This is a genomic window from Staphylococcus sp. HMSC34C02, from assembly GCF_001838705.1.
GTDB classification, from domain to species: Bacteria; Bacillota; Bacilli; order Staphylococcales; family Staphylococcaceae; genus Staphylococcus; species Staphylococcus borealis.
The window spans coordinates 39309-61191 of record NZ_KV838593.1 but is presented as its reverse complement, the minus strand read 5'-3'; the positions used below and the strand labels follow the sequence as shown (position 1 = coordinate 61191).

Here is a 21883-nt window from a genome sequence, read left to right as displayed (position 1 = left end):
ATGAGTTTGATTTTTTATTAAATATTAAATCAAGTTATGTAAATTAAATATTTAATTATTTTAATTATATACATTGGTAAAATTAAAATATTTTATATATAATTGAATGTGAGGAGGGATGACCTATGTATAAAAATATTTTATTAGGTGTAGATACTCAATTAAAAAATGAGAAAGCGTTAAAAGAAGTATCAAAATTGGCAGGTCCAGATACTGTAGTAACTATTTTAAATGCGATTGGTGAGCAAGATGCCCAAGCATCAATTAAAGCTGGTACACATATTAATGAATTGACTGAGAAACGTAGTCGATTATTAGAAAAAACACGTACTACTTTAGAAAATTATGGCATTGATTACGATCAAATCATTGTACGTGGAAACCCTAAAGATGAATTAGTAAAACACGCAAATAGCGGTAAATACGAAATTGTTGTATTGAGTAACCGTAAAGCTGAATCACAGAAAAAATTCGTACTAGGAAGCGTAAGTCACAAAGTAGCAAAACGTGCTACCATCCCTGTATTAATTGTAAAATAGTTAGTAAACTGTTTGAAATAAAAATTAATTTACTAGGGAGCGGGACAGAAATAACAAAATTCGTTGTCCTCCCCATCCGGCTTTGTTTGTAGAATTTCTTAGTGAAGTTCTCGTCGCCTGGGTCTGGCCGTTAAGGAGGGCTAGGTTTGAAAAAGCTTGATTTAAGTTTATTTTCAAATCAGCCACCTACTGCCAAAATGATAAATAGGCTGAGACATATGACTATGTCCCAGCCTCTTTTGTGTGCATTATGAAATGATTTATAAATTCATTTACGATTAAATTAGAAAGTGACTGATTCACCAGGTTCTAATATTTGTACCTCACCTTCATGAACTGCATCTTTAAATTGCTGAGGATCTTGTTCAATTAAAGGGAATGTATTGTAATGTACAGGAACAGAGATTTTTGGTTTTACAAATTCATTGATGGCATAGCTCGCATCATCAATACCCATTGTAAAATTATCGCCAATCGGAACAAAGCAAACATCAACTGGGTGTCTATCAGCGATTAACTTCATATCACTAAATAATCCTGTATCACCCATGTGATAAATTGTTTTACCTTCTACTTCTAGAATGAGTCCCATAGGCATTCCTAAATATACCGGTATACCATTTTCATGCGTAAAGCTAGAACTATGGAAAGCTTGTACGTATTTTACACTACCAAAATCAAATGTTGCTTTCCCACCAATATTCATGCCATGCACGTCTTCTACACCATAATAAGTGCTTAAATACCCTTGTAACTCAGCAGAGCCTATTACAGTTGCGTGATTACGATTTGCTAATTCTACTACATCCCCAAAGTGATCAGCATGACCATGCGTTAAGATGATATAATCTACATCTAAGGTTTGTTCATCTAAATCACATTTGTCATTACCTGAAATAAATGGATCTACAATTACTTTTTTACCATTACCTTCAAAATAAATCGTTGATTGACCATGAAAAGAAAGTTTCATAATTATAGCCTCCTATAGCTTGATTAATTGTATTATACCCTAGCTATAAAAACTTATAACATAAACTGGAAATAAACCTTACTTTATTAAATCATTTTGAATTATCGTTCAATTAGACGTAAAATTAAACTAAATACTTAATGGAGATGATTAGATGAGTAAAATTGAAACAATAATTGAACAATTAAACCAAGCGAAAGCTGATGCGGCATGGATAACAACGCCACTGAATGTATTCTACTTCACTGGATATAGAAGTGAACCTCATGAGAGATTATTCGCTCTTTTAATTACTTCAGATGGAAGTCAAACGTTATATTGTCCTAAGATGGAAGTTGAAGAAGTGAAACGTTCTTCGTTTGATGGAAAAATCATTGGTTATTTGGACACTGAGAATCCATTTGAAATTGAACCACGCTCATTTAATAAATTATTAATTGAAAGCGAACATTTAACTGTCAAACGTCAACGTGAATTAACTCAGAACTTTGGCGTACAACACTATGGTGATATTGATCAAACAATCAAAGATTTACGTAACATTAAAAATGATTCAGAAATCGAAAATATTCGTGAAGCTGCAAAACTAGCCGATAAGTGTATTGAAATCGGAACAGCATTCTTAAAAGTTGGTATAACAGAACGAGAAGTTGTTAATCACATTGAAAATGAAATCAAAAAATATGGTGTGAGTGAAATGAGTTTCGACACAATGGTACTATTTGGTGATCACGCTGCTTCACCTCATGGAACACCAGGTGACCGAAAATTAGTCAATGATGAATATGTATTATTTGATTTAGGTGTAATATACAATCACTATTGCAGTGATATGACACGCACAGTTAAATTTGGTACCCCTTCTGAAGAAGCACAAACCATTTATAAAATTGTTTTAGAAGCGGAAACAAGCGCTATAAAAGCCATAAAAGCAGGTGTACCTTTACAAGATATCGATCAAATTGCTAGAGATATCATCAGTAACGCTGGATATGGTGAGTATTTCCCACATCGATTAGGCCACGGTCTTGGCTTAGAAGAACATGAATACCAAGATGTTTCAAGTAGCAATACGAATTTACTTGAAGCTGGAATGGTTATTACGATTGAACCAGGAATTTACGTACCGAATGTTGCAGGCGTTCGTATTGAGGATGATATATTAGTCACTGAAGATGGTTGTGAAATTCTGACACATTACGATAAATAAAATTTAAAAAATCCAGTTGTACTTATAGACTAAGATAATCTATAAACAACTGGATTATTTTTATTACAATCGTTTATTAATCTTCTTTAAGTGCTTCTTCGATAGAAGTATATTCTAAACCAAAGGCTTCAGCTACACCTTTATGTGTAACATGTCCTTTGTAAGTATTTAAACCTAATGATAACGCATGGTTAGCTTTAAATGCTTCACGGAAGCCTTTACTTGCTAATAATTGCGCATATGGTAATGTTGCATTATTTAATGCAATTGTAGACGTACGTGGTACTGCACCTGGCATATTAGCAACAGCATAGTGAACAACACCATGTTTGACATATGTTGGATCATCATGTGTTGTGATTTTGTCAGTCGTTTCAAAAATACCACCTTGGTCAATAGCAATGTCGACGATAACTGATCCATCTTTCATTTGTTTGATCATGTCTTCAGTTACCAAGTTAGGTGCTTTGGCACCAGGAATTAATACGGCACCGATAACTAAATCACTTTCTTTAACAGCATTTTCGATATTTAATGGGTTAGACATGATTGTGTTCACACGGCCATCAAATAAATCATCTAATTCAGCTAAACGTTTAGGATTAACATCTAAAATAGTAACGTTGGCACCTAAACCTAATGCGATTTTCGCTGCATTTGTACCAGCTTGACCGCCACCGATAATAGTTACTTTACCTTTTGGTACCCCAGGTACACCGGCAAGTAAAATACCCATTCCACCGTTAAATTTTTGTAGGAATTGTGATCCAACTTGTGCAGACATACGTCCTGCAACTTCACTCATTGGTGTTAATAATGGTAATGAACGGTCAGGTAATTGAACCGTTTCATAGGCAATACCTACGACTTTATTGTCAACTAACGCTTGAGTTAATTTTTCTTCATTAGCAAGATGTAAGTATGTAAATAAGATTAAGTCTTCTTTGAAATATTTATACTCTTCTTCTAATGGTTCTTTAACTTTGATAACCATTTCTACATCCCATACAGATGATTGTTCAGATACAATTTCAGCACCTGCATCTTTGTAGTCTTTATCTTCAAAGAATGAACCTAACCCAGCATCTTTCTCAACAAGTACAGTATGACCTTGTTCTACTAATGCATGTACACCACTTGGTGATAAACCAACTCTATTTTCGTTATTTTTTATCTCTTTTGGAATACCAATTTTCATTCCATCCACCTCCATCACTATCGTAACGCTAAACCAATGAAAGCGCAATCAGAAAAAGTACACATTATTGTTAAAATATAAAGAATAAATATTCTGAAATTTGTGGTAAAATATAAGTAAGAAAAGCTAAGGGGGTTATTAAGATGTTAACATACAAAAACATTTTAATCGCAGTTGATGGTTCACACGAAGCTGAGTGGGCTTTCAATAAAGCAGTAGACGTAGCTAAACGTAATGACGCTAAATTAACTATAGTGAACATTATCGATTCAAGAACATATTCTTCTTATGAAGTATATGATGCACAATTCACTGAGAAATCTAAAAGTTTCTCTGAAGAATTATTGAAAGGTTACCAAGAAGTAGCAACACGCGCAGGCGTAACTAATGTCGAAACTCGATTAGAATTTGGTTCTCCAAAAGCTATCATCCCTAAGAAATTAGCAAGTGAATTAGGTGCCGATTTAATTATGTGTGGTACTTCAGGCTTAAACGCAGTAGAACGATTTATCGTAGGTTCTGTATCAGAGGCTATCGTTCGTCATGCACCATGTGATGTATTAGTTGTACGTACAGAAGAAATTCCTGAAGATTTCCAACCTGAAGTTGCAACACCTGAATTTAGACAACAATATTCATAAGATTAAAGCACAATCGATGTAATCATGAATGGGATAGAGTTTAATGCTCTATCTCATTTTTTATTTATCACCAATACAACATTAGTCCCTGTTAAAATTTCTTGGAGTCCTAAAATAATATTACTACTGTCATATCATACAGCTAAACCGTAGGAAGTCGATGGTATCACTCAAGCATGCTCATACTCATTTTAAACAATGAATCGAATTTGTAATCATAAAAAAAGCACAAAAATGATGTTTAAAACAACAATCATTTTTGTGCTTTTTGATTTTATCTTCCTAACGATTATAATTCGCCATATTTAACTGTATCTCTAGCAATCATAACTTCTTCATTTGTTGGAATAACAATAACTTTAACTGGAGAATGTGGGTAATTAATAAATCCTTCTTCACCATGAATTGCTTCATTTTTCTTAGGATCCCAATAGATGCCCATGAATTCTAATCCTTCTAATACTTTCGCACGCACTGTTGAAGAGTTCTCACCTACACCAGCTGTGAAGACAATTACATCTACACCATGCATTCTTGTTGCATAAGAGCCGATGTATTTGTGGATTCTAGAAGCGAATACATCTAATGCTAATTGCGCACGCTCTTTACCTTCTTCAGCATCACTTTCAAGGTCACGTAAATCACTTGAAGTACCTGAAATACCTAATAAACCTGATTCTTTGTTTAATACATTAAGCACTTCTTCAGCACTTTGACCTGTTTTGTGCATAATAAATGGAATTAATGCAGGGTCAATGTTACCTGAACGTGTACCCATTGTTACACCTGCTAATGGTGTGAATCCCATTGAAGTATCAATTGATTCGCCGCCATCAATGGCCGCGATTGAAGCACCATTACCAATATGGCAAGAGATGATACGTAATTCTTCAATTGGTTTATTCATGATTTCGGCTGCACGTTGTGACACGTATTTATGGCTTGTGCCGTGGAAACCATATTTACGAATGCCATAATCTTTATAATATTGGTAAGGTAAGCTATATAAATATGATTGTTCTGGCATTGTTTGATGGAATGAAGTATCAAACACTACGACATGTGGAATATTTGGTAATAATTTTCTGAATGCACGAATTCCCATTAAGTTAGCTGGGTTATGCAATGATGCTAATTCACATAGTGACTCAATTTTTTCTTCAACTTCGTCAGTAACTAATGCAGAAGTTGGGAATAACTCACCACCGTGTACGACACGATGTCCAGTACCAGCAATATCGTTAATATCATCAATGATACCGTGTTCTTTGAAGCTATCTAACATGATGTTGATTGCTTCTTCATGGTCTTTGATATCTTTAACGTTTTTAATTTTTTCACCATTCACTTCAATTGTGAAAATTGAGTCTTTAATACCGATACGTTCTACTAAACCTTTTGTTACTATAGTTTCTTCAGGCATTCTAATGAGTTGGAATTTTAAAGAAGAACTACCAGCGTTAATCGCTAAAACTAAACTAGACATATATATTGTCCTCCAATTTATTAATTAATATCCATATTTATTTAACCATTAATACAGTCATAATTCAAGAATATCACAGTTTATTTTTTGGGATGATTTTCTTCCATCCAAGAATTCAATTCACTAATAAATCCTTGGAATTGATTTGGATTTTTAAAATCAGGAATATTTGCTAATAATACTTCAACTGGCTTAGTTTCATTCACTTTTTTCTTTTGCAAGATCAATATTGATTTACGCGCATTTTCATTTTTAAATAACGTCTTAGGTAAATTTAAAAATGCTTGCATTTCTGTCTCTGTTGCAATGAAATTTTCTAACTGTTTTACATTGTCATCTTCAAATAAATTACTTGGAACGACTAAAAAAGTGAAACCTGTTTGTTTTAAGGCAGTGACTGCTTGTTCAATTAATAAATAATGTGAGTAGCTATGCCCCTCTTTAAAGCCTAATTGCAATTCATGGCTTCGCTCATCTAAAGGATAATAGCCAATCGGTAAATCACCAATCACAATATCCGCTTCTTCTAATGGTAATGGCATAATTGCATCTTGAGGGTAAACATCAAAAGGGATCTCCAAGAAATTAGCAAGATGGACACTCACTCTTGATAATACAGGGTCTACTTCAATTAGATGATGCATCACTGTTGTGTCTTTAAGCACCTCATTAACAGAAGCACTTAAATGACCAGCTCCACTAGCCATATCTACAACATGTAATTCGTTTTTATTCTCAGTAAATTTCTGAACTAAAAAGCCAAGAATTAGTCCAATCGAATCAGGCGTAATCTGATGATTTGCTTGGATTGATTCCTCTTGCATTAAACTTAAGTAAGCAAATTGAAATGCCTTTCTACGGTCTTGCAACGTTGCTTGTTCTAACAATTCGCGTTTATTGCGATATACATCCTCCATTGCAAGTCCTAAATTTTCAATGAAACTTTGCCCATTTTGCTCATTTAAAGCTTTAGCATTTTCATCTAATGTTTTGAAAAGCTTCTCCATCACTGTTTGTTCTTCACTCATATACCTAATCCTCTCCAATAAAAAAGTGTCCATCAGGTTTATTTCTGTAAAATAATCAACGCTAGCTTTAGATAGCATTATTGAAATAAATATGGACACTTTTACGTTATATCTATTATCTAAATTGAATATTAAATGTTACGGTATGCTTCTAATGCAGCATCAAAATTAGGGAAGTCTGTACCTTCACTTACTAATTCTTTATAAACCACTTTATCATTACTATCTAATACGAAGACTGAACGCGCTAATAATCTTAACTCTTCCATAACAACACCGTATTGTTGTCCGAATGATAAATCTTTATGGTCACTTAACGTAATCACATTATCTAAACCATTAGATGCACACCATCTCTTTTGAGCAAATGGTAAATCGGCAGAAATTGTTAGAACAACGCCATCTTCTTGTGCAGCTTCTTCATTAAATTTACGTGTTTGTTGATCACACACACCAGTATCAATAGAAGGTACTACGCTGATTAATTTCTTTTGACCTTTATAATTTTCTAAACTAACTTCATTTAAATCATTATCCAGTACTTTAAAGTCAGGCGCTTGTTGCCCTTCTGAAACTTCAGAACCAGTTAAATGAATTGGATTATTTTTAAAAGTAATTTGTGTCATGATGAAATGACCTCCTATAGTATTTTCATTATATTGTTATCATACGACAGTCATAAAACTGAAATCAATCAATTGGAACTGATACATGTTAATGTTGTAACAATTGTATTATATAATCATACGTATTTTTCAAAATGAGTAGCGCCGTAACAATGATAAACAGTATTTTGACGTATCCTACACCTTTACTTATGGCAAATTGTGCACCTACAAAGGAACCTATCACCATACTCGCTGCCATAATCAATCCATATACAAAATCAACTTGGCCCAAAATAATAAAAAGAACCAATGCACCTAGATTGGACGCAAAATTCAATACTTTAGCGTTACCTGCTGCACTCAAAAAATCAAAGCCAAACATCAGTAACACAAATAACATAAAGGAACCTGTACCCCCACCTAAAAAACCATCATAAAATCCAATTAGTAACAGTAAAGATGTAAACATAATGGCTTTACCAATTGTCAGCTTTGAAAAGGTGCGCACATTTCCCCAATCTTTTTTGAATATTGTATAAATAAGCACAAGCGTTAATATGATAATCACTAATGGCTTCAAAACTTGTGCAGGCAACAATGTAGCTAAACTCGCCCCACAGGCTGCAAAGATAAACACAAATGGAAAAAGTTTGAGTACAATGTTTAAATCTACTTTACCCGACCGTATAAACTTGATTGCGCTTGTAAGTGAGCCAAACGAACTAGCCAGTTTATTCGTACCTAAAGCTAGAGAAGGTGACATTCCAATGGCTAATAGTGCTGGTATTGATATGAGGCCACCCCCACCTACGACAGCATCAATAAATGCAGCTAAGAAGCCAAACGCAATAATAATTAAAATGACATTTAACGTTATCTCCATGATGCAATTCCCCTTTATTTGAATGTATGTTTATTCTATTTTAAAATAACTCATCCATTAATGCATCAGTGTTTTGGTCTTTTTCACTTTTATAATCTTTATTAATTGTTAAGGTTTCAATATTATCTGCCGCACGTTGTACCATGTCATCAAAGTCAAATACACTTTCATATTTAACTACTTTATCAAAATCTGGTTCAGTCACAGGATTTTTTGGTGTGAAGATTGTGCAACAATCTTCATAAGGTTGAATGGACACATCAAATGTACCTATTTCACGTGCTTTTTTAATAATATCCTCTTTATCTAACGAAACAAGTGGTCTCAAAATTGGAGTAGATGTGACATCATTGATCGCATACATACTCTTTAGCGTTTGACTTGCAACTTGTCCTAAATTTTCACCATTAACAATCGCATGTGCACCAACGTTCTCTAATACAATATCGGCTACACGTAACATCATGCGACGTGTTGATGTCATCGTATATCTAGGGTGAACTACTTTATTTATTTGTTTCTGTAGTTCTGTAAATGGCACAATATGCAATTTAATTGGTCCCACTCTCTCTGATAAAATACGTGTAAGTTCAATCACTTTGTCTTTAGCCTTTTCACTTGTAAAAGGTGGGCTATGGAAGTGAACCGCCTCTATGTTTACACCACGTTTCATAATTTCCATTCCAGCTACAGGTGAATCTATGCCACCTGATAACATTAAGAGCGTTTTACCACCTGTACCAACTGGCAAACCACCGGCACCTTCAAATACTTGTGTAAAGACATAAACTCCATCCATTCTTACTTCAACTCTGACATTATGATCTGGATGTTTTACATCTACAGATATATCTTCCGTGCCTTGTAATATTGTGCCTCCAAGTTCACGTTGTAATGCATACGTATCAAATGGGAATGATTTATCTACACGTTTAACATCAATCTTAAATGTATCTCCCGCTTTGAAATCCTGAGCTAAATCAACACATAATTTTTTAATATCTTCTAATTCTTGTGATGTTTTATGCACTGGACTTACCGATTTAATACCGAAAATTTTAGTTAATCGATCGATGGCTTCTTGCGCATCCGCTTCTTCAGTTAATGAGATATACATTCTATCTCTTTTCCCCTTTACATGGGTACCCTCAATCGTTTGTAATGATTTAATCACATTATCTTTCAATGCATTAACAAACTTTTTACGATTCGTTCCTTTTAAAGTTAATTCTCCATATCTAACTAATAAGTGATCGAACTTCATTTACTTTAACAACTCCTTAATTTCTGTAAATATTATTTCAAATTTTTCTTTAAAATGATTAATATCATCTTCTGTAGTCAAATCACCAAATGATAATCTAATACTACCTTCTATTTTATTGTCAGCAATTCCCATCGCCATTAATACTTCATTTAATTTCCCTCTTTTAGATGAGCAAGCACTTGTCGTTGAGACCATAATATCAGATTTTGAAAATGCATTAACTAACACTTCACCTTTTACCCCTGGGAACGCAATATTTAATATTTGTGGTGCACCATCTTCAGGTGAATTAATATAAACGCCTTTATATTTTTTGAAAAATTGACGAAGCTCATTATTAAAATGACGCATACGATGGTTACGGTCATTTAAATCATCTAGTGCTAAAGCAATTGCTTTCACTAAGGAGACGTTCATAGGTAAGTTAACCGTTCCACTTCGTATACCATATTCTTGGCCTCCACCATGTACAATGGGCTCTAATTTATCTTTATTATCAATTAATAGTAATCCCTGACCTTTAAGTCCATTAAATTTATGACCACTGAAACTTACACTATTAATCCCTTCAAGGTGCAATGGAATTTTACCCAATGCTTGAACAGCATCTACATGTAGATGGGCTTTAGGATAATCTTTTAATAATGTCACTATTTCATCTATAGGTTGTATTTGTCCCATAATATTATTGACATACATACAAGTAACAAGCCCGACTCTATCATTCATTAACGATGCTAAATGATTGATATCGATACGACCATCTGAAGTGATATTCACATATTTTAATTTAAAACCATCATCTTCTAAATGTCTCATTACTTCTAAAACTGATGGATGTTCTAGAACAGAAGTTATAATTTCATTAGCAAACTGTTTCTTTCTATAAGCTATCCCTTTTAAAGCTATATTGTTAGATTCTGTGGCTCCACTTGTGAATATAACATCTGTATTCTGTCCAATGGGTAGCATGGCTTGAATGCGTTCCTTAGACTGTAGCAGCACTTTTTCCGCTTGCAACCCCCACTTATGCGGACTATTAGGATTAAAATAAACCGCTTCATTAACTTTAATAAATGAATCGAGCACGTCTCTATGGGGCTTTGTAGTGGCAGCATTGTCAAAATATATCACTTATAACACTCTCTTTCATTCTCCGTTTAATTATTAATTTTATTTATGTCAAATTGAACTCTAATATACATATTTTACAAAAATAGATACTAAAGCATTATACTATTTTTAAATAAAATTAAAAGACGTCAAACATAAATTTAAATAAACTCATCTATAAAGCAATACTTCAACTTCGAAATAGATAAATTTATAATCAAATTCATTTTAGTATGAAGCATAGTGATAAATATAAAAAGGAGTGGAACAGAACTCAATTAGAGTTCATTGTTCCACCCCTTACGAGGATGACTGGCTTTGAGAACATTTGCATTAACCTTCATTCTCAATTCAATTCGCTACTGCAACATTGCGATGTAGCTTACATTTATTTTCATTAGACAGGTTTCATTTTAAAGTAACGCGATAAAGTTATATACAACGTTAAAAGTTTAACTAGCCTTTCGCTACCTCATCTTCAATGTATTTTGTAATTCCAGGCTCTACACTTTCTAATGCTTGTTCTGAAATTTCGATTGAGCGTTTATAACGATTATTCTTAAATAAGCGTTCTGCCTCATTTAAACTTTTATCTACATTATTATGATCCTTACGATAACGGTTTCCGTATTGAATTAAGCGCTCTGCATATACCGCATTTATCAATACATCATTTGCTTCATCTTCAAATGTATTCATTTGAATAACAATTTTAGCAACTTTATCTTTAAGTTGTTTAACGTGGATTGGGCGTTCACTAAATTGATCATTTGTCTCACGTACTTCATGATCAATTTCATTTTTCATAATAATGAAGCGTTCAGGCACACTCGTTAAGTTTGAAGCTAAAAGTCGACGATAAACTTCTTCTTTTTTAGATTGGATACGTAAGAGGTTATCTTCCGCTTCAGCTTCGTCCTCTCTCAATTGGATGAGATGATTTTGTAATTTTTCTTGGTCCTCGTTAATGACTTTAACATGATCGTCTAAATATTCTAAGTTGTCTTTGACTTCACTATAACGGACTGCAGATTTTGCCATCTCTTTAAGAATGTCATCATAAACAGCGACTAAGTTTTGAATTTCGTTCTCATGCTGTCTAATACTATGAACATCACTTTCGTTAATGAAGTAATTTTCACGAATATAGTCGATCTCAGTACGTAAAGTATAGTTCATTTCACGTGCTTTAAATAATTCATCAGTGATTTGTTCTTTAGTTTCTTCAACTTCATTTTTTGCTTTGACTTCATGCTCAATTAAATCATACATTTCATCAAGCTTATCATTGATTTGTTCTAATTTATCATTTGCATTATCTAACTCAAGACGACTAATCATTGGCTCCACAAAATTTAACTCTGTTTTTAAACTTTGTAATGTACCATCAATTTTGACGTGATCTAAATCATAGCCATTCATCTTCAAATCACGACAACCATATTTTAAATCTTGGAACTGACCAGGAAGTTCTTTTTGCGCTTCTCGAATTAATTCCGGAATTTCTTCCATATATTCTTGAATTTCTTCCATCGATTCATTTAGCCCCATAATGTGGTTGTGTGCTTGAACATAATTACCATCCGCTTTAAGTAATTCATACTGTTCAAGTTCTGGTTCAAATGATTCTATTCTCTTTTCAAGAGGTGATGCAGCATCACCAAACTGATGTCTGTTTGCTAAAACATCACGTTTCATTTCTCGATAATTCGTTTTACATTTTTCAAAAACTTGATCGTTTTCTTTATGTAAAGCTACGATTTCATTTACTTCTTCAACTTGTTGTTGGTAGCCAGCCTCATATTTGTCCATTAACTCATGTGCGTCATCAATGTCACTTTGTGCTCCAGAAAATTGAAACTTATCAAGTTGAATTTCAGCATCGTGAATTTTCTCTTCCACAGGTGCTAAGTAGTTGTTTGTATAATCTAAGGTGTCTTGCTTAAAGGCATCATATTTCGTTCTAGTTTCACCTTTTAAATTGAATGCAGAAAGTTGTTTTAAATTTTCTTCAAAAGGTAATTTTTGAACTTTTAATTTACGTTCTTCAGCGTCTTCAACAACTTTTCGTTTATTGGAACGCAAATAAAACATGATTCCTACAATGATTAAAACAATGACAATTATTGCTAATATTGTGTATAAAACCATCTCATTCTCCTCCTATATTATCATCATTATAACGCAATTACCGCTTTCATTAAAATAGTAAATGAATGAATTGATAGAATAAATTTTTCCATTTATAATTTTAATAAAAATAACAAATGAGGTATGTGTATGCCAATAATAAAAGAAACAAATTACAATCTATTGATGAAGCAGCTTCAAAGTTTAATTGAAGATGAACAAAATCTTATTGCCATTTTAAGTAACACATCAGCCCTGTTAAATGATAATTTAGATCAAATCAATTGGGTCGGTTTTTATCTTATTGACAATGACGAGCTTATCCTTGGCCCTTTCCAAGGTCATCCAGCCTGTGTTCATATTGCAATTGGTAAAGGTGTTTGTGGTACTGCAGTAGCAGAGAATCAAACACAATTAGTACAAGATGTTCATGCTTTTCCAGGCCATATTGCATGTGATGCAAATAGTAAATCTGAAATTGTTATTCCTATCCACGTTAACAACGACATTATAGGTGTTTTAGATATCGATGCACCAATTAAAGACCGATTTACAATAGAAGATCAGCAAGGTTTAGAAAATATTGTTCAAGTTCTCGAAAAACAACTAACGAATTAATTAAAAAGTATTGACACATTGATAAATACTGTTACAATGGATTTTGTGTGAATTAACGAAAATAGCAGTTGTATATCAATAAGCTCTATGTTGTTCCCAATGCGGACGTGTCGCGTAACTGACGCTATAAGGTGAAGACACATAAAACAACATATCCTATTGGGCATGCAACACTCTTTTTTGTTTATTCATAACAACAAAAAAGAAAAAGGAGGAGTCTTAATATGGCTCGATTCAGAGGTTCAAACTGGAAAAAATCTCGTCGTTTAGGTATCTCATTAAGCGGTACTGGTAAAGAATTAGAAAAACGTCCTTACGCACCAGGACAACATGGTCCAAACCAACGTAAAAAATTATCAGAATATGGTTTACAATTACGTGAAAAACAAAAATTACGTTACTTATATGGCATGACTGAAAGACAATTCCGTAACACATTTGACATCGCTGGTAAACAACACGGTGTACACGGTGAAAACTTCATGATTTTATTAGCTAGTCGTTTAGACGCAGTTGTATATTCATTAGGTTTAGCTCGTACACGTCGTCAAGCTCGTCAATTAGTTGGTCACGGTCACGTTGAAGTAGATGGTCGTCGTGTTGACATCCCATCTTACTCATTAAAACCTGGTCAAGTTATCACTGTACGTGAAAAATCACAAAACTTAGACATCATCAAAGAATCTGTTGAAATTAACAATTTCGTACCAGAATACTTAGACTTTGATGCAGATAGCTTAAAAGGTACTTTCGTACGCTTCCCTGAACGTAGCGAATTACCAGCTGAAATCAATGAACAATTAATCGTTGAGTACTACTCAAGATAAGTTCATAACAATGAACAACCACCCTTCCTCATGGAATGGGTGGTTTTTTTATAAACCTTTCGCTTAATTCTATAACTTAAAGAGCGCTTCAGGTAAATCAGATATGATGCCATCTACACCTAGACGTATTAGTTTTTTAGCATCTTTCGAGTGATTAACAGTGTACGGTATAACTTTCAATGAATGGCGGTGTGCATTTTTAATAAATTTAGAAGTAACTAATTTATAATTAGGATTAATAAAATTCGCGTACTGTGATATTGCTTCAAAATCCGGAGCTTTATACCAATATTTCTTTCTACTAACAAGTAACCCTAATGGATACACACTTCCCAATGACCTTAACCGCTTCACAGATGTGTCATCAAACGATTGAATAATCGCTTTATGCTCAGGCACATTATAAGCTTTAAGCGCTTTTAGAACAGCTTCTTCAATACCCGGATACTGATGTGGCACTTTTATTTCAATAAGTAACGTTTTTGAATAGTTTTTACTTAAGGATAATACGTCTTCAAATTTAGAAATTTTTGTATTTATAAAAGAAGGATTATGTTGTATCCCAAAATCAAATGTTGATAATTCTTCAAATGTGTAGTCTTTGACTTTACCTTTACCATTAGAAGTACGATCGATAGTATCGTCATGTATAACGACTAAATGATGATCTTTACTAAAATGTACATCAATTTCTAACATATCAACATGTTGCATTAATGCAGCCTTAAAACTAAGTAGTGTATTTTCTGGAAATTGATTAGATAAACCACGATGCGCAACGATTTGAAATGCTTGATTCGGTCTATTTATTTTCATTGAAGTCACCTTTCTTTAATTATGTCACACTTTAAACTACACTAAAGTTACCATAATATAACTGGAGGTCAAATATAAATGGTTAAGCATGACTTTAAAATACAAACCCAATGGCGTGGAGGTCGCGAAGAAGTTGGAACTGTTAGCGGCGATGTGATTACTGAACAAATTTCCATACCTGCACCACTCGGCGGTAACGGAACAGGTACTAATCCTGACGAATTACTCGTTTCTGCCGCATCTTCTTGTTATATCATCTCTTTAGCAGCTACATTAGAAAGAGCCAAATTTACTAACATTCAAATTACAAATGATTCGATAGGTACCGCCCTATTTGAAAATGGCAAATTCAAGATGGCGACGATTTCACATTATCCAAAAATTTTAGTCACTTCATCAGAAAAGGAAAAACTTGAAAATCGACTACCTAAACTATTAGAAGTCGCAGATCACAACTGCATGATATCAAATGCGATTCGTAATAATGTAGAAATTCAAATTCAAGCAACCATACAATAAACAACATCAATCACCATTTGCCTAACCATGTGGTGGTGATTGCACTTTTAAATTATCAGAATATTTGGTAAAATGGTAAAATCTTATACCGTGGGAGGAATTTTAATGAATTATTATGAACCACTATTATTAACACCAGGACCTACGCCAGTTCCAAATGAAATTAATCATGCATTAGGATTGCCAATGGTCGGTCATCGCTCTCCAGATTTTGAAATCATCGCCAAAAAAGCCTTCAACAACTTGAAGCCCATTTTTGGTACTGATAATGAAGTTATGATTTTAACATCAAGTGGGACAAGTGTCTTAGAAGCAAGCATGTTGAATATCGTCAATCCTGATGATCATTTCGTCGTTATTGTGTCAGGTGCATTTGGTAATCGTTTCAAACAAATTGCAGAAACGTATTACACGAATGTCCATATTTATAACGTAGAATGGGGACAGCCCGTTAATGTAAATGATTTTATGACATATCTCAGTCATTTAGAACATACCATTACAGCTGTATTTACACAATTCTGTGAAACTTCAACTGCTGTTTTACATCCTGTAGCCGAATTAGGTAAGGCGTTGAAACTATTCAATCAAGCTATCTATTTCATAGTAGATGGAGTTAGTTGTATTGGTGCAGTCGATGTTAACTTGAAACGCGATTACATTGATGTTTTAGTTTCTGGAAGCCAAAAAGCAATCATGCTACCGCCCGGACTAGCCTTCGTAGCTTATTCTAACCGTGCATTGCAACGTTTCCAAGAAGTTACGACACCACGCTTTTACTTAAATTTAAATAAATACTTTGATTCATTGCAGCAGGACTCAACCCCTTTCACACCAAATGTTGGATTATTTAGAGCCGTTAACGCTTATGCTGACTTAATTAATGCAGAAGGCTTTGAAAACACAATTAAACGTCATTACATTATTAGAGATGGTTTAAGAGCGGCATTACGTGCGTTAGATTTGGAACTTTTAGTTGAAGATGATTTCGCTTCCCCTACGGTAACATCGTTTATACCGACAGATAAAGACGAACTGACTCATATCAAGTCAACGTTAAAAACAAAATTCAATATCACTATCGCTGGCGGTCAAGGAAAATTAAAAGGAAAGATTTTACGCATTGGACATATGGGTAAAGTATCTCCTTTCGATATTCTAGCTGTCGTGAGTGCATTAGAAGTCATACTTACTGATTATCGTCAGACAAATTATATTGGACAAGGTATAACAAAATTTTCAGAGGTGATTCATAGTGAAGCATAACATTCTAGTCTCAGATCCTATTTCAACTGATGGTTTACAAAGTTTATTAAACCATCCTGATTTTCACGTAGATATTAAGACGGATTTAGATGAACAAGCTTTAATTAATATTATAGGTGATTATGAGGGCTTAATCGTTCGAAGCCAAACTCAAGTTACCCAACAAGTGATTAAACACGCTAGTAGCTTGAAAGTGATTGCACGAGCTGGTGTTGGTGTGGACAATATTGATATTGATGCAGCAACACTACAAGGTATACTTGTAATTAATGCACCTGATGGAAATACCATCTCTGCAACAGAACATTCAGTAGCGATGATTTTAGCGATGGCTCGTAATATCCCTCAAGCACACGCATCTTTAAAAAATAAAGCGTGGAATCGTAAAGCATTCAAAGGGGTAGAACTGTATCAAAAAACATTAGGTGTCATTGGGGCTGGGCGAATTGGTATCGGTGTAGCACAACGCCTTCAAAGTTTCGGTATGAACGTATTAGCTTATGACCCCTACCTTACTGAAGATAAAGCGCAACAACTCGGTGTTAAACTTGCTACTATTGACGAAATCGCAAAGCAAGCTGACTTTGTAACTGTTCATACACCATTAACACCTAAAACAAAAGGTATCGTTAATGCGGAATTCTTTTCAAAAGCAAAGCCAACATTACAAATTATTAATGTTGCTCGAGGCGGCATTATTGATGAAGAAGCATTATTGCATGCACTGAATCACAACCAAATTGCGCGTGCAGCATTAGATGTCTTTGAACATGAACCACCTACCGATTCACCGCTATTAGAACATGAGAAAATTATTGTGACACCGCATTTAGGCGCATCAACAGTAGAAGCTCAAGAAAAAGTTGCAGTTTCAGTTTCAGAAGAAATAATAGATATTTTGGAAAAAGGAAACGTCACTCATGCAGTCAATGCACCAAAAATTAGTTTCAATGATATAGATGACATAACACAACAATGGATTGATATTGGTGAGTTATCTGGTGAATTAGCCATTCAATTGCTTGATGGTGCACCAAGAGAAATCAAAGTCACATTTAATGGTGATGTAGCCAAACAAGAAACAGATTTAATTACACGTTCAATTGTTAAGCGAATATTAGAACAAGATTTAGGTGACCGTGTCAATATCATTAATGCATTCGCACTATTAAATGAACAAGGTGTTACACGAAACGTAGAGAAACGAGCATCACAAGGTACTTTCAACAATTATATTCAAGTTCACTTAATTAGTGATTCAGAAGAAGTTAAAATTGGTGCCACTGTCATTGCTGGTTTCGGAGCACGCATTGTACGTATTAATAATTACTCAGTTGACTTTAAACCTAATGCTTATCAACTTGTTTCTTATCATGGTGATAAACCTGGCATCGTTGGTTTGACTGGCCAATTATTAGGTGAACATCATATAAATATTGCATCAATGTCATTAGGAAGAAATGAACAAGGTGGCCAAGCCATGATGGTATTATCTATTGACCAACCCGTCACAGAGGAAATCATTGAAGCATTATACCGCTTAGGTGGTTTTAATAAAATTTACGGTACTACGCTTTCAGTTAAATAATTTATCTTAAGTTAAGATTAAACATCTTGTGAATCCCATGATTATACCCCTTAATGATTGATTTCGTTATATCATTAAGGGGTTTTTAATATTTATAATTTACAATTTAAACACTTAAAATTTTAACTTTAGCATAAAATATCTTTAATTAAACCTATATGGTCGACGATATAATCCGCTTCATAATGTTCTAATTCCTCACGTGCGTCTTGCCCTTTCAACCCAGTTAATGTACCAATAAATGTGGCACCTATTTGCTTAGCACAAAATAAATCTGCCAATGAATCTCCAACAATCACTACATCTTCTTTATTTACTATGTGATTTTGTTCCGTAATGTACTGTTTATAATTTTCCTTTTTATTTCCATTTAACGTGGCAATATAACAAAACGGATTGGGCTTGCCAAGTGGTACAAAGTCAGGATAGTCATTTTCAGCTTGCATTACGTCACTTGCAGTCACAATATGTTGATCTGAAAAGAATGATTTAATTCCAAGTGATTCAAATGGTACTAACGTTTCAGTTCTAGGTCTACCTGTGGCAATAGCAAGATGATAGCCTTTCTCTTGTAACATGTTAAGTAATGATTGAATTTCTTCAACAGGTCTTAGCACAGTTTCGTGATAAATAAAGCCGTCTATGCCATTTAGCGTCGGTTGCTTTTGTTCGACTTGTTCAAATAAGTTAGATCCTAAGTATAACTCTTGGTATACGTCTCTCGTAAGATACCATAATGGTCCCTTGAGCTTGAAGAAACTCGCATCTTTAACACTTAACTGCTCCATCGCATAGCGTTCTAGTTCTGCATAAATATTATCTTTACCACTTTGACTTTGATTAATAAACGCAATAGGCAATTCATAATTAATTTGATACGCTTTGTCGATAAATGGTTGAATTTCGCGCATGTTTGTAGCAGAGATATGACTTTCGCTTAATATCTCTTCTCGTTCTTGTAATGAAAGTTGTTTCAACAGTTGTATAAAATGAATACTAAAAACGACAAATAACATATCCCAATTTGAATTTAACCCCATCGATTTTAACCGATTTAGAATGATATCATTTTTAAAAATATTGTTGCGTATTTTAGTAATACGCTGGTCATTTAATTCATTTAGTTTAAAAGATTTACCCATACCTAAAAATTGTTCACTTTTAAGTAGTGTTTCAATTGTTAGTGCTGACGTATCAAAGCAACGTTCTTCACTTAAGAATACACCATCTACATCAAATAGTATTGATTTCATAGCTTTTTCGCTCCATTATTTTTGAATATTCTGATACTTATAATCTTAACGTCTTCACACTTAATGTCAATATTGCTATTATAAAAAAACTGATGAATTATAGGTGCCTCCTAAAATTCATCAGTTAGTTGAACAACATATATTTATCAATATGCTTATATCTTATCAAATCACTAAGACATATTGTGTCTGTCGACGTACTTTTAAAATGATTCTCTTCAATTTATAGTTGTTTTTCTATTTCATCCGCAACTTGTTGTACGTGTGTGCCGATGATGACTTGTGCTGAATGTTGACCACTTTTTGTCACACCTACTGCGCCAGCATTTCTAATTTTTTGTTCATCAATTATAGAATTATCTTTTAATTCCATTCTTAATCTTGTAGCACAATTTGTTAGCGTAGTAATATTGTCACTACCACCTAACCCCTCAAGAATTTGACTTGCAGATTGATAATACTTACTTTTACTTGATGAAGTTTTTGTATCTTCATTTTCAGTTGTATTAGCTGTAGGATCCGCTAATAAATTATCGCCACGTCCAATTGTATTAAGATTAAATATTTTAATAACAAATCTAAAGATAAAGTAATATAGCGCGAAAAATACAATCCCTTGAACCAGAATCATTAACGGGTGGTTAGCTACAGGATTAATTAATGATAATGCATAATCTATTAAGCCTGCACTAAATGAAAAGCCTGCTGTCCAGTGGAATAATGCTGCGACAAATAATGATAAACCTGTTAATAACGCATGAATCACAAATAGTACTGGTGCAACAAACATAAACGCAAATTCAATCGGTTCTGTTACGCCGACCATAAATGCTGAAATAGCACTTGCTACAAACCAACCATACACTTGTTTCTTCTGACTTGATTCAGCAGTATGATACATTGCTAGCGCTGCAGCAGGCATACCAAACATCATAATTGGGAAAAATCCTGCTTGATATCGACCAGTGATACCTTTAATAGCATCTTGTCCAGTTTGGAATTTGCCGATATCATTAATACCTGCTGTATCAAACCAGAACACTGCATTTAATGCATGGTGAAGTCCAGTAGGAATTAATAGTCGGTTGAAGAAGCCGTATAAAAATGCCCCAAATGGTCCAAAACCAATTAGCCATTTACCAAAAGCTACAATTGCAGAGTAAATAAATGGCCAAGCAAATAGTAAAATCGCAATTAAAAATGTACAATAAAAAACAGTCATAATTGGAACTAAACGCTTACCACTAAAGAATGATAATGCTGTTGGTAATTCAACATCACTGAATTTGTTATAACAGTATGCTGCAATTAATCCTATAATAATACCTATAAATACATTTGAATTATCCATCTTACTAAATCCATCGTTGACAGCACTTACTTTGATGTTAAATAATGGTGCGATGAACTCTGGAGATAATACTTTTACAACCAGTGCATATCCTAATGCACCTGCTAATGCTACTGCACCATCGTTTTTCTTAGCCATGCCTATTGCTACACCAATTGCGAAGATAAGACCAAGTTGGCCCAATATAGCTGACCCTACAGTAGTGAAGAATAGTGATATTGTTGGTAATACATTTAATGCTTTAAGCAAATTACCGATACCAACAATAATTGCGCCTGCAGGTAATACAGCAACAGGCAACATTAAGGATCTACCTAATTTTTGAAAAAACTTAAACATTCCGTTCACTCCCAATACGTACGATATTCAATTATTTTATCGATAACTATACTATGTATACAGTTCCTTTATTAATTTACCATAAATGTAAGCGGTTTTGATGTGTCAATTTTAAATCATTTTATGAAAATTTATTATTATTAAATTATCAAAAATATTTCACTTTCTGATAATTTTAATTAAGTTTTATTAAAATAAAAAGGGAGCAGGACAGAATTCTTTTGAATTCG

General features: G+C 33.8%; 20 protein-coding genes. 8 read left to right on the top strand and 12 right to left on the bottom strand.

Going from position 1 to position 21883, the window contains the following annotated elements:
• Nucleotides 1–125 precede the first annotated feature (125 nt).
• Nucleotides 126–539 (top strand): universal stress protein, encoded by a 414-nt coding sequence (locus tag HMPREF3239_RS11775; protein ID WP_070855705.1) that lies wholly within the window; start codon nucleotides 126–128, stop codon nucleotides 537–539.
• 283 nt (nucleotides 540–822) lie between these two features.
• Here the strand turns inward: HMPREF3239_RS11775 and HMPREF3239_RS11770 are convergent, their stop codons facing one another.
• A complete protein-coding gene (locus HMPREF3239_RS11770; protein WP_070855704.1) occupies nucleotides 823–1512 on the bottom strand; it encodes a metal-dependent hydrolase in 690 nt (229 codons plus the stop codon).
• 154 nt (nucleotides 1513–1666) lie between these two features.
• On the opposite strand from HMPREF3239_RS11770, the gene HMPREF3239_RS11765 reads away from it, so the two are divergent.
• Nucleotides 1667–2722 carry a M24 family metallopeptidase gene (locus HMPREF3239_RS11765; RefSeq protein WP_053029621.1) on the top strand — a complete coding sequence of 352 codons (1056 nt, stop codon included), beginning with the start codon at nucleotides 1667–1669 and terminating at the stop codon, nucleotides 2720–2722.
• A 76-nt stretch (nucleotides 2723–2798) separates the two neighbouring features.
• Here the strand turns inward: HMPREF3239_RS11765 and ald are convergent, their stop codons facing one another.
• Nucleotides 2799–3920 carry an alanine dehydrogenase gene (gene ald, locus HMPREF3239_RS11760; RefSeq protein WP_053029622.1) on the bottom strand — a complete coding sequence of 374 codons (1122 nt, stop codon included), beginning with the start codon at nucleotides 3918–3920 and terminating at the stop codon, nucleotides 2799–2801.
• A 143-nt stretch (nucleotides 3921–4063) separates the two neighbouring features.
• Here ald and HMPREF3239_RS11755 point away from each other — a divergent pair, with 143 nt between their 5' ends.
• Nucleotides 4064–4561 carry a universal stress protein gene (locus tag HMPREF3239_RS11755; RefSeq protein WP_053029623.1) on the top strand — a complete coding sequence of 166 codons (498 nt, stop codon included), beginning with the start codon at nucleotides 4064–4066 and terminating at the stop codon, nucleotides 4559–4561.
• A 289-nt stretch (nucleotides 4562–4850) separates the two neighbouring features.
• Here the strand turns inward: HMPREF3239_RS11755 and HMPREF3239_RS11750 are convergent, their stop codons facing one another.
• From HMPREF3239_RS11750 to ezrA, 7 genes are all read right to left on the bottom strand, one after another.
• Nucleotides 4851–6047: an acetate kinase gene (locus HMPREF3239_RS11750; RefSeq protein WP_070855703.1), complete on the bottom strand. Its 1197-nt coding sequence runs from the start codon at nucleotides 6045–6047 to the stop codon at nucleotides 4851–4853.
• Between the two features lie 80 nt (nucleotides 6048–6127).
• Nucleotides 6128–7075, bottom strand: a complete 948-nt coding sequence (locus HMPREF3239_RS11745; protein ID WP_053029625.1) for a class I SAM-dependent methyltransferase — start codon at nucleotides 7073–7075, stop codon at nucleotides 6128–6130.
• A gap of 131 nt (nucleotides 7076–7206) precedes the next feature.
• Nucleotides 7207–7701, bottom strand: a complete 495-nt coding sequence (tpx, locus tag HMPREF3239_RS11740; RefSeq protein WP_053029626.1) for a thiol peroxidase — start codon at nucleotides 7699–7701, stop codon at nucleotides 7207–7209.
• Between the two features lie 88 nt (nucleotides 7702–7789).
• Nucleotides 7790–8566 carry a sulfite exporter TauE/SafE family protein gene (locus tag HMPREF3239_RS11735; RefSeq protein ID WP_070855702.1) on the bottom strand — a complete coding sequence of 259 codons (777 nt, stop codon included), beginning with the start codon at nucleotides 8564–8566 and terminating at the stop codon, nucleotides 7790–7792.
• A gap of 40 nt (nucleotides 8567–8606) precedes the next feature.
• Nucleotides 8607–9830: a tRNA uracil 4-sulfurtransferase ThiI gene (gene thiI, locus HMPREF3239_RS11730; RefSeq protein WP_070855701.1), complete on the bottom strand. Its 1224-nt coding sequence runs from the start codon at nucleotides 9828–9830 to the stop codon at nucleotides 8607–8609.
• A complete protein-coding gene (locus HMPREF3239_RS11725) occupies nucleotides 9831–10967 on the bottom strand; it encodes a cysteine desulfurase family protein (RefSeq protein WP_070855700.1) in 1137 nt (378 codons plus the stop codon).
• Between the two features lie 435 nt (nucleotides 10968–11402).
• The gene (ezrA, locus tag HMPREF3239_RS11720; protein ID WP_053029630.1) at nucleotides 11403–13097 is read right to left on the bottom strand and encodes a septation ring formation regulator EzrA; all 1695 of its coding nucleotides are present in this window, start codon (nucleotides 13095–13097) and stop codon (nucleotides 11403–11405) included.
• A 129-nt stretch (nucleotides 13098–13226) separates the two neighbouring features.
• Between ezrA and HMPREF3239_RS11715 the strand changes: the two genes are divergently transcribed.
• A complete protein-coding gene (locus HMPREF3239_RS11715; protein ID WP_070855699.1) occupies nucleotides 13227–13694 on the top strand; it encodes a GAF domain-containing protein in 468 nt (155 codons plus the stop codon).
• Nucleotides 13695–13918: 224 nt separating this feature from the next.
• Complete coding sequence (gene rpsD, locus HMPREF3239_RS11710; protein WP_011275505.1) at nucleotides 13919–14521, top strand: 30S ribosomal protein S4; 603 nt, start codon at nucleotides 13919–13921, stop codon at nucleotides 14519–14521.
• Between the two features lie 69 nt (nucleotides 14522–14590).
• On the opposite strand, the gene HMPREF3239_RS11705 is transcribed toward rpsD, so the two are convergent.
• Entirely contained in the window at nucleotides 14591–15337 is a 747-nt protein-coding gene (locus tag HMPREF3239_RS11705; protein WP_070855698.1) for a glycerophosphodiester phosphodiesterase, read from the bottom strand.
• A gap of 78 nt (nucleotides 15338–15415) precedes the next feature.
• On the opposite strand from HMPREF3239_RS11705, the gene HMPREF3239_RS11700 reads away from it, so the two are divergent.
• The 3 genes from HMPREF3239_RS11700 (at nucleotide 15416) to serA (ending at nucleotide 18710) form a co-directional block, all read left to right on the top strand.
• On the top strand, nucleotides 15416–15856 hold the full coding sequence (locus HMPREF3239_RS11700) for an OsmC family protein (protein WP_070855697.1): 441 nt from the start codon (nucleotides 15416–15418) through the stop codon (nucleotides 15854–15856).
• A 105-nt stretch (nucleotides 15857–15961) separates the two neighbouring features.
• Nucleotides 15962–17122, top strand: coding sequence for a pyridoxal-phosphate-dependent aminotransferase family protein (locus tag HMPREF3239_RS11695; protein ID WP_070855696.1), 1161 nt, complete (start codon nucleotides 15962–15964; stop codon nucleotides 17120–17122).
• Nucleotides 17112–18710 (top strand): phosphoglycerate dehydrogenase, encoded by a 1599-nt coding sequence (serA, locus tag HMPREF3239_RS11690; RefSeq protein WP_070855695.1) that lies wholly within the window; start codon nucleotides 17112–17114, stop codon nucleotides 18708–18710. The genes HMPREF3239_RS11695 and serA overlap by 11 nt, the downstream gene beginning before the upstream one ends.
• A gap of 128 nt (nucleotides 18711–18838) precedes the next feature.
• On the opposite strand, the gene HMPREF3239_RS11685 is transcribed toward serA, so the two are convergent.
• Together HMPREF3239_RS11685 and nagE are read right to left on the bottom strand one after the other, a co-directional pair.
• Nucleotides 18839–19963 (bottom strand): HAD family hydrolase, encoded by a 1125-nt coding sequence (locus tag HMPREF3239_RS11685; protein WP_070855694.1) that lies wholly within the window; start codon nucleotides 19961–19963, stop codon nucleotides 18839–18841.
• Between the two features lie 223 nt (nucleotides 19964–20186).
• The gene (nagE, locus tag HMPREF3239_RS11680; protein ID WP_070855693.1) at nucleotides 20187–21653 is read right to left on the bottom strand and encodes an N-acetylglucosamine-specific PTS transporter subunit IIBC; all 1467 of its coding nucleotides are present in this window, start codon (nucleotides 21651–21653) and stop codon (nucleotides 20187–20189) included.
• Nucleotides 21654–21883 lie beyond the last annotated feature (230 nt).

Coding starts and splice junctions, on each gene's coding strand:
- HMPREF3239_RS11775 (WP_070855705.1), top strand. CDS start 126: ATGTATAAAAATATTTTATTAGGTGTAGATACTCAATTAAAAAATGAG.
- HMPREF3239_RS11770 (WP_070855704.1), bottom strand. CDS start 1,512: ATGAAACTTTCTTTTCATGGTCAATCAACGATTTATTTTGAAGGTAAT.
- HMPREF3239_RS11765 (WP_053029621.1), top strand. CDS start 1,667: ATGAGTAAAATTGAAACAATAATTGAACAATTAAACCAAGCGAAAGCT.
- ald (WP_053029622.1), bottom strand. CDS start 3,920: ATGAAAATTGGTATTCCAAAAGAGATAAAAAATAACGAAAATAGAGTT.
- HMPREF3239_RS11755 (WP_053029623.1), top strand. CDS start 4,064: ATGTTAACATACAAAAACATTTTAATCGCAGTTGATGGTTCACACGAA.
- HMPREF3239_RS11750 (WP_070855703.1), bottom strand. CDS start 6,047: ATGTCTAGTTTAGTTTTAGCGATTAACGCTGGTAGTTCTTCTTTAAAA.
- HMPREF3239_RS11745 (WP_053029625.1), bottom strand. CDS start 7,075: ATGAGTGAAGAACAAACAGTGATGGAGAAGCTTTTCAAAACATTAGAT.
- tpx (WP_053029626.1), bottom strand. CDS start 7,701: ATGACACAAATTACTTTTAAAAATAATCCAATTCATTTAACTGGTTCT.
- HMPREF3239_RS11735 (WP_070855702.1), bottom strand. CDS start 8,566: ATGGAGATAACGTTAAATGTCATTTTAATTATTATTGCGTTTGGCTTC.
- thiI (WP_070855701.1), bottom strand. CDS start 9,830: ATGAAGTTCGATCACTTATTAGTTAGATATGGAGAATTAACTTTAAAA.
- ezrA (WP_053029630.1), bottom strand. CDS start 13,097: ATGGTTTTATACACAATATTAGCAATAATTGTCATTGTTTTAATCATT.
- HMPREF3239_RS11715 (WP_070855699.1), top strand. CDS start 13,227: ATGCCAATAATAAAAGAAACAAATTACAATCTATTGATGAAGCAGCTT.
- rpsD (WP_011275505.1), top strand. CDS start 13,919: ATGGCTCGATTCAGAGGTTCAAACTGGAAAAAATCTCGTCGTTTAGGT.
- HMPREF3239_RS11705 (WP_070855698.1), bottom strand. CDS start 15,337: ATGAAAATAAATAGACCGAATCAAGCATTTCAAATCGTTGCGCATCGT.
- HMPREF3239_RS11700 (WP_070855697.1), top strand. CDS start 15,416: ATGGTTAAGCATGACTTTAAAATACAAACCCAATGGCGTGGAGGTCGC.
- HMPREF3239_RS11695 (WP_070855696.1), top strand. CDS start 15,962: ATGAATTATTATGAACCACTATTATTAACACCAGGACCTACGCCAGTT.
- HMPREF3239_RS11685 (WP_070855694.1), bottom strand. CDS start 19,963: ATGAAATCAATACTATTTGATGTAGATGGTGTATTCTTAAGTGAAGAA.
- nagE (WP_070855693.1), bottom strand. CDS start 21,653: ATGTTTAAGTTTTTTCAAAAATTAGGTAGATCCTTAATGTTGCCTGTT.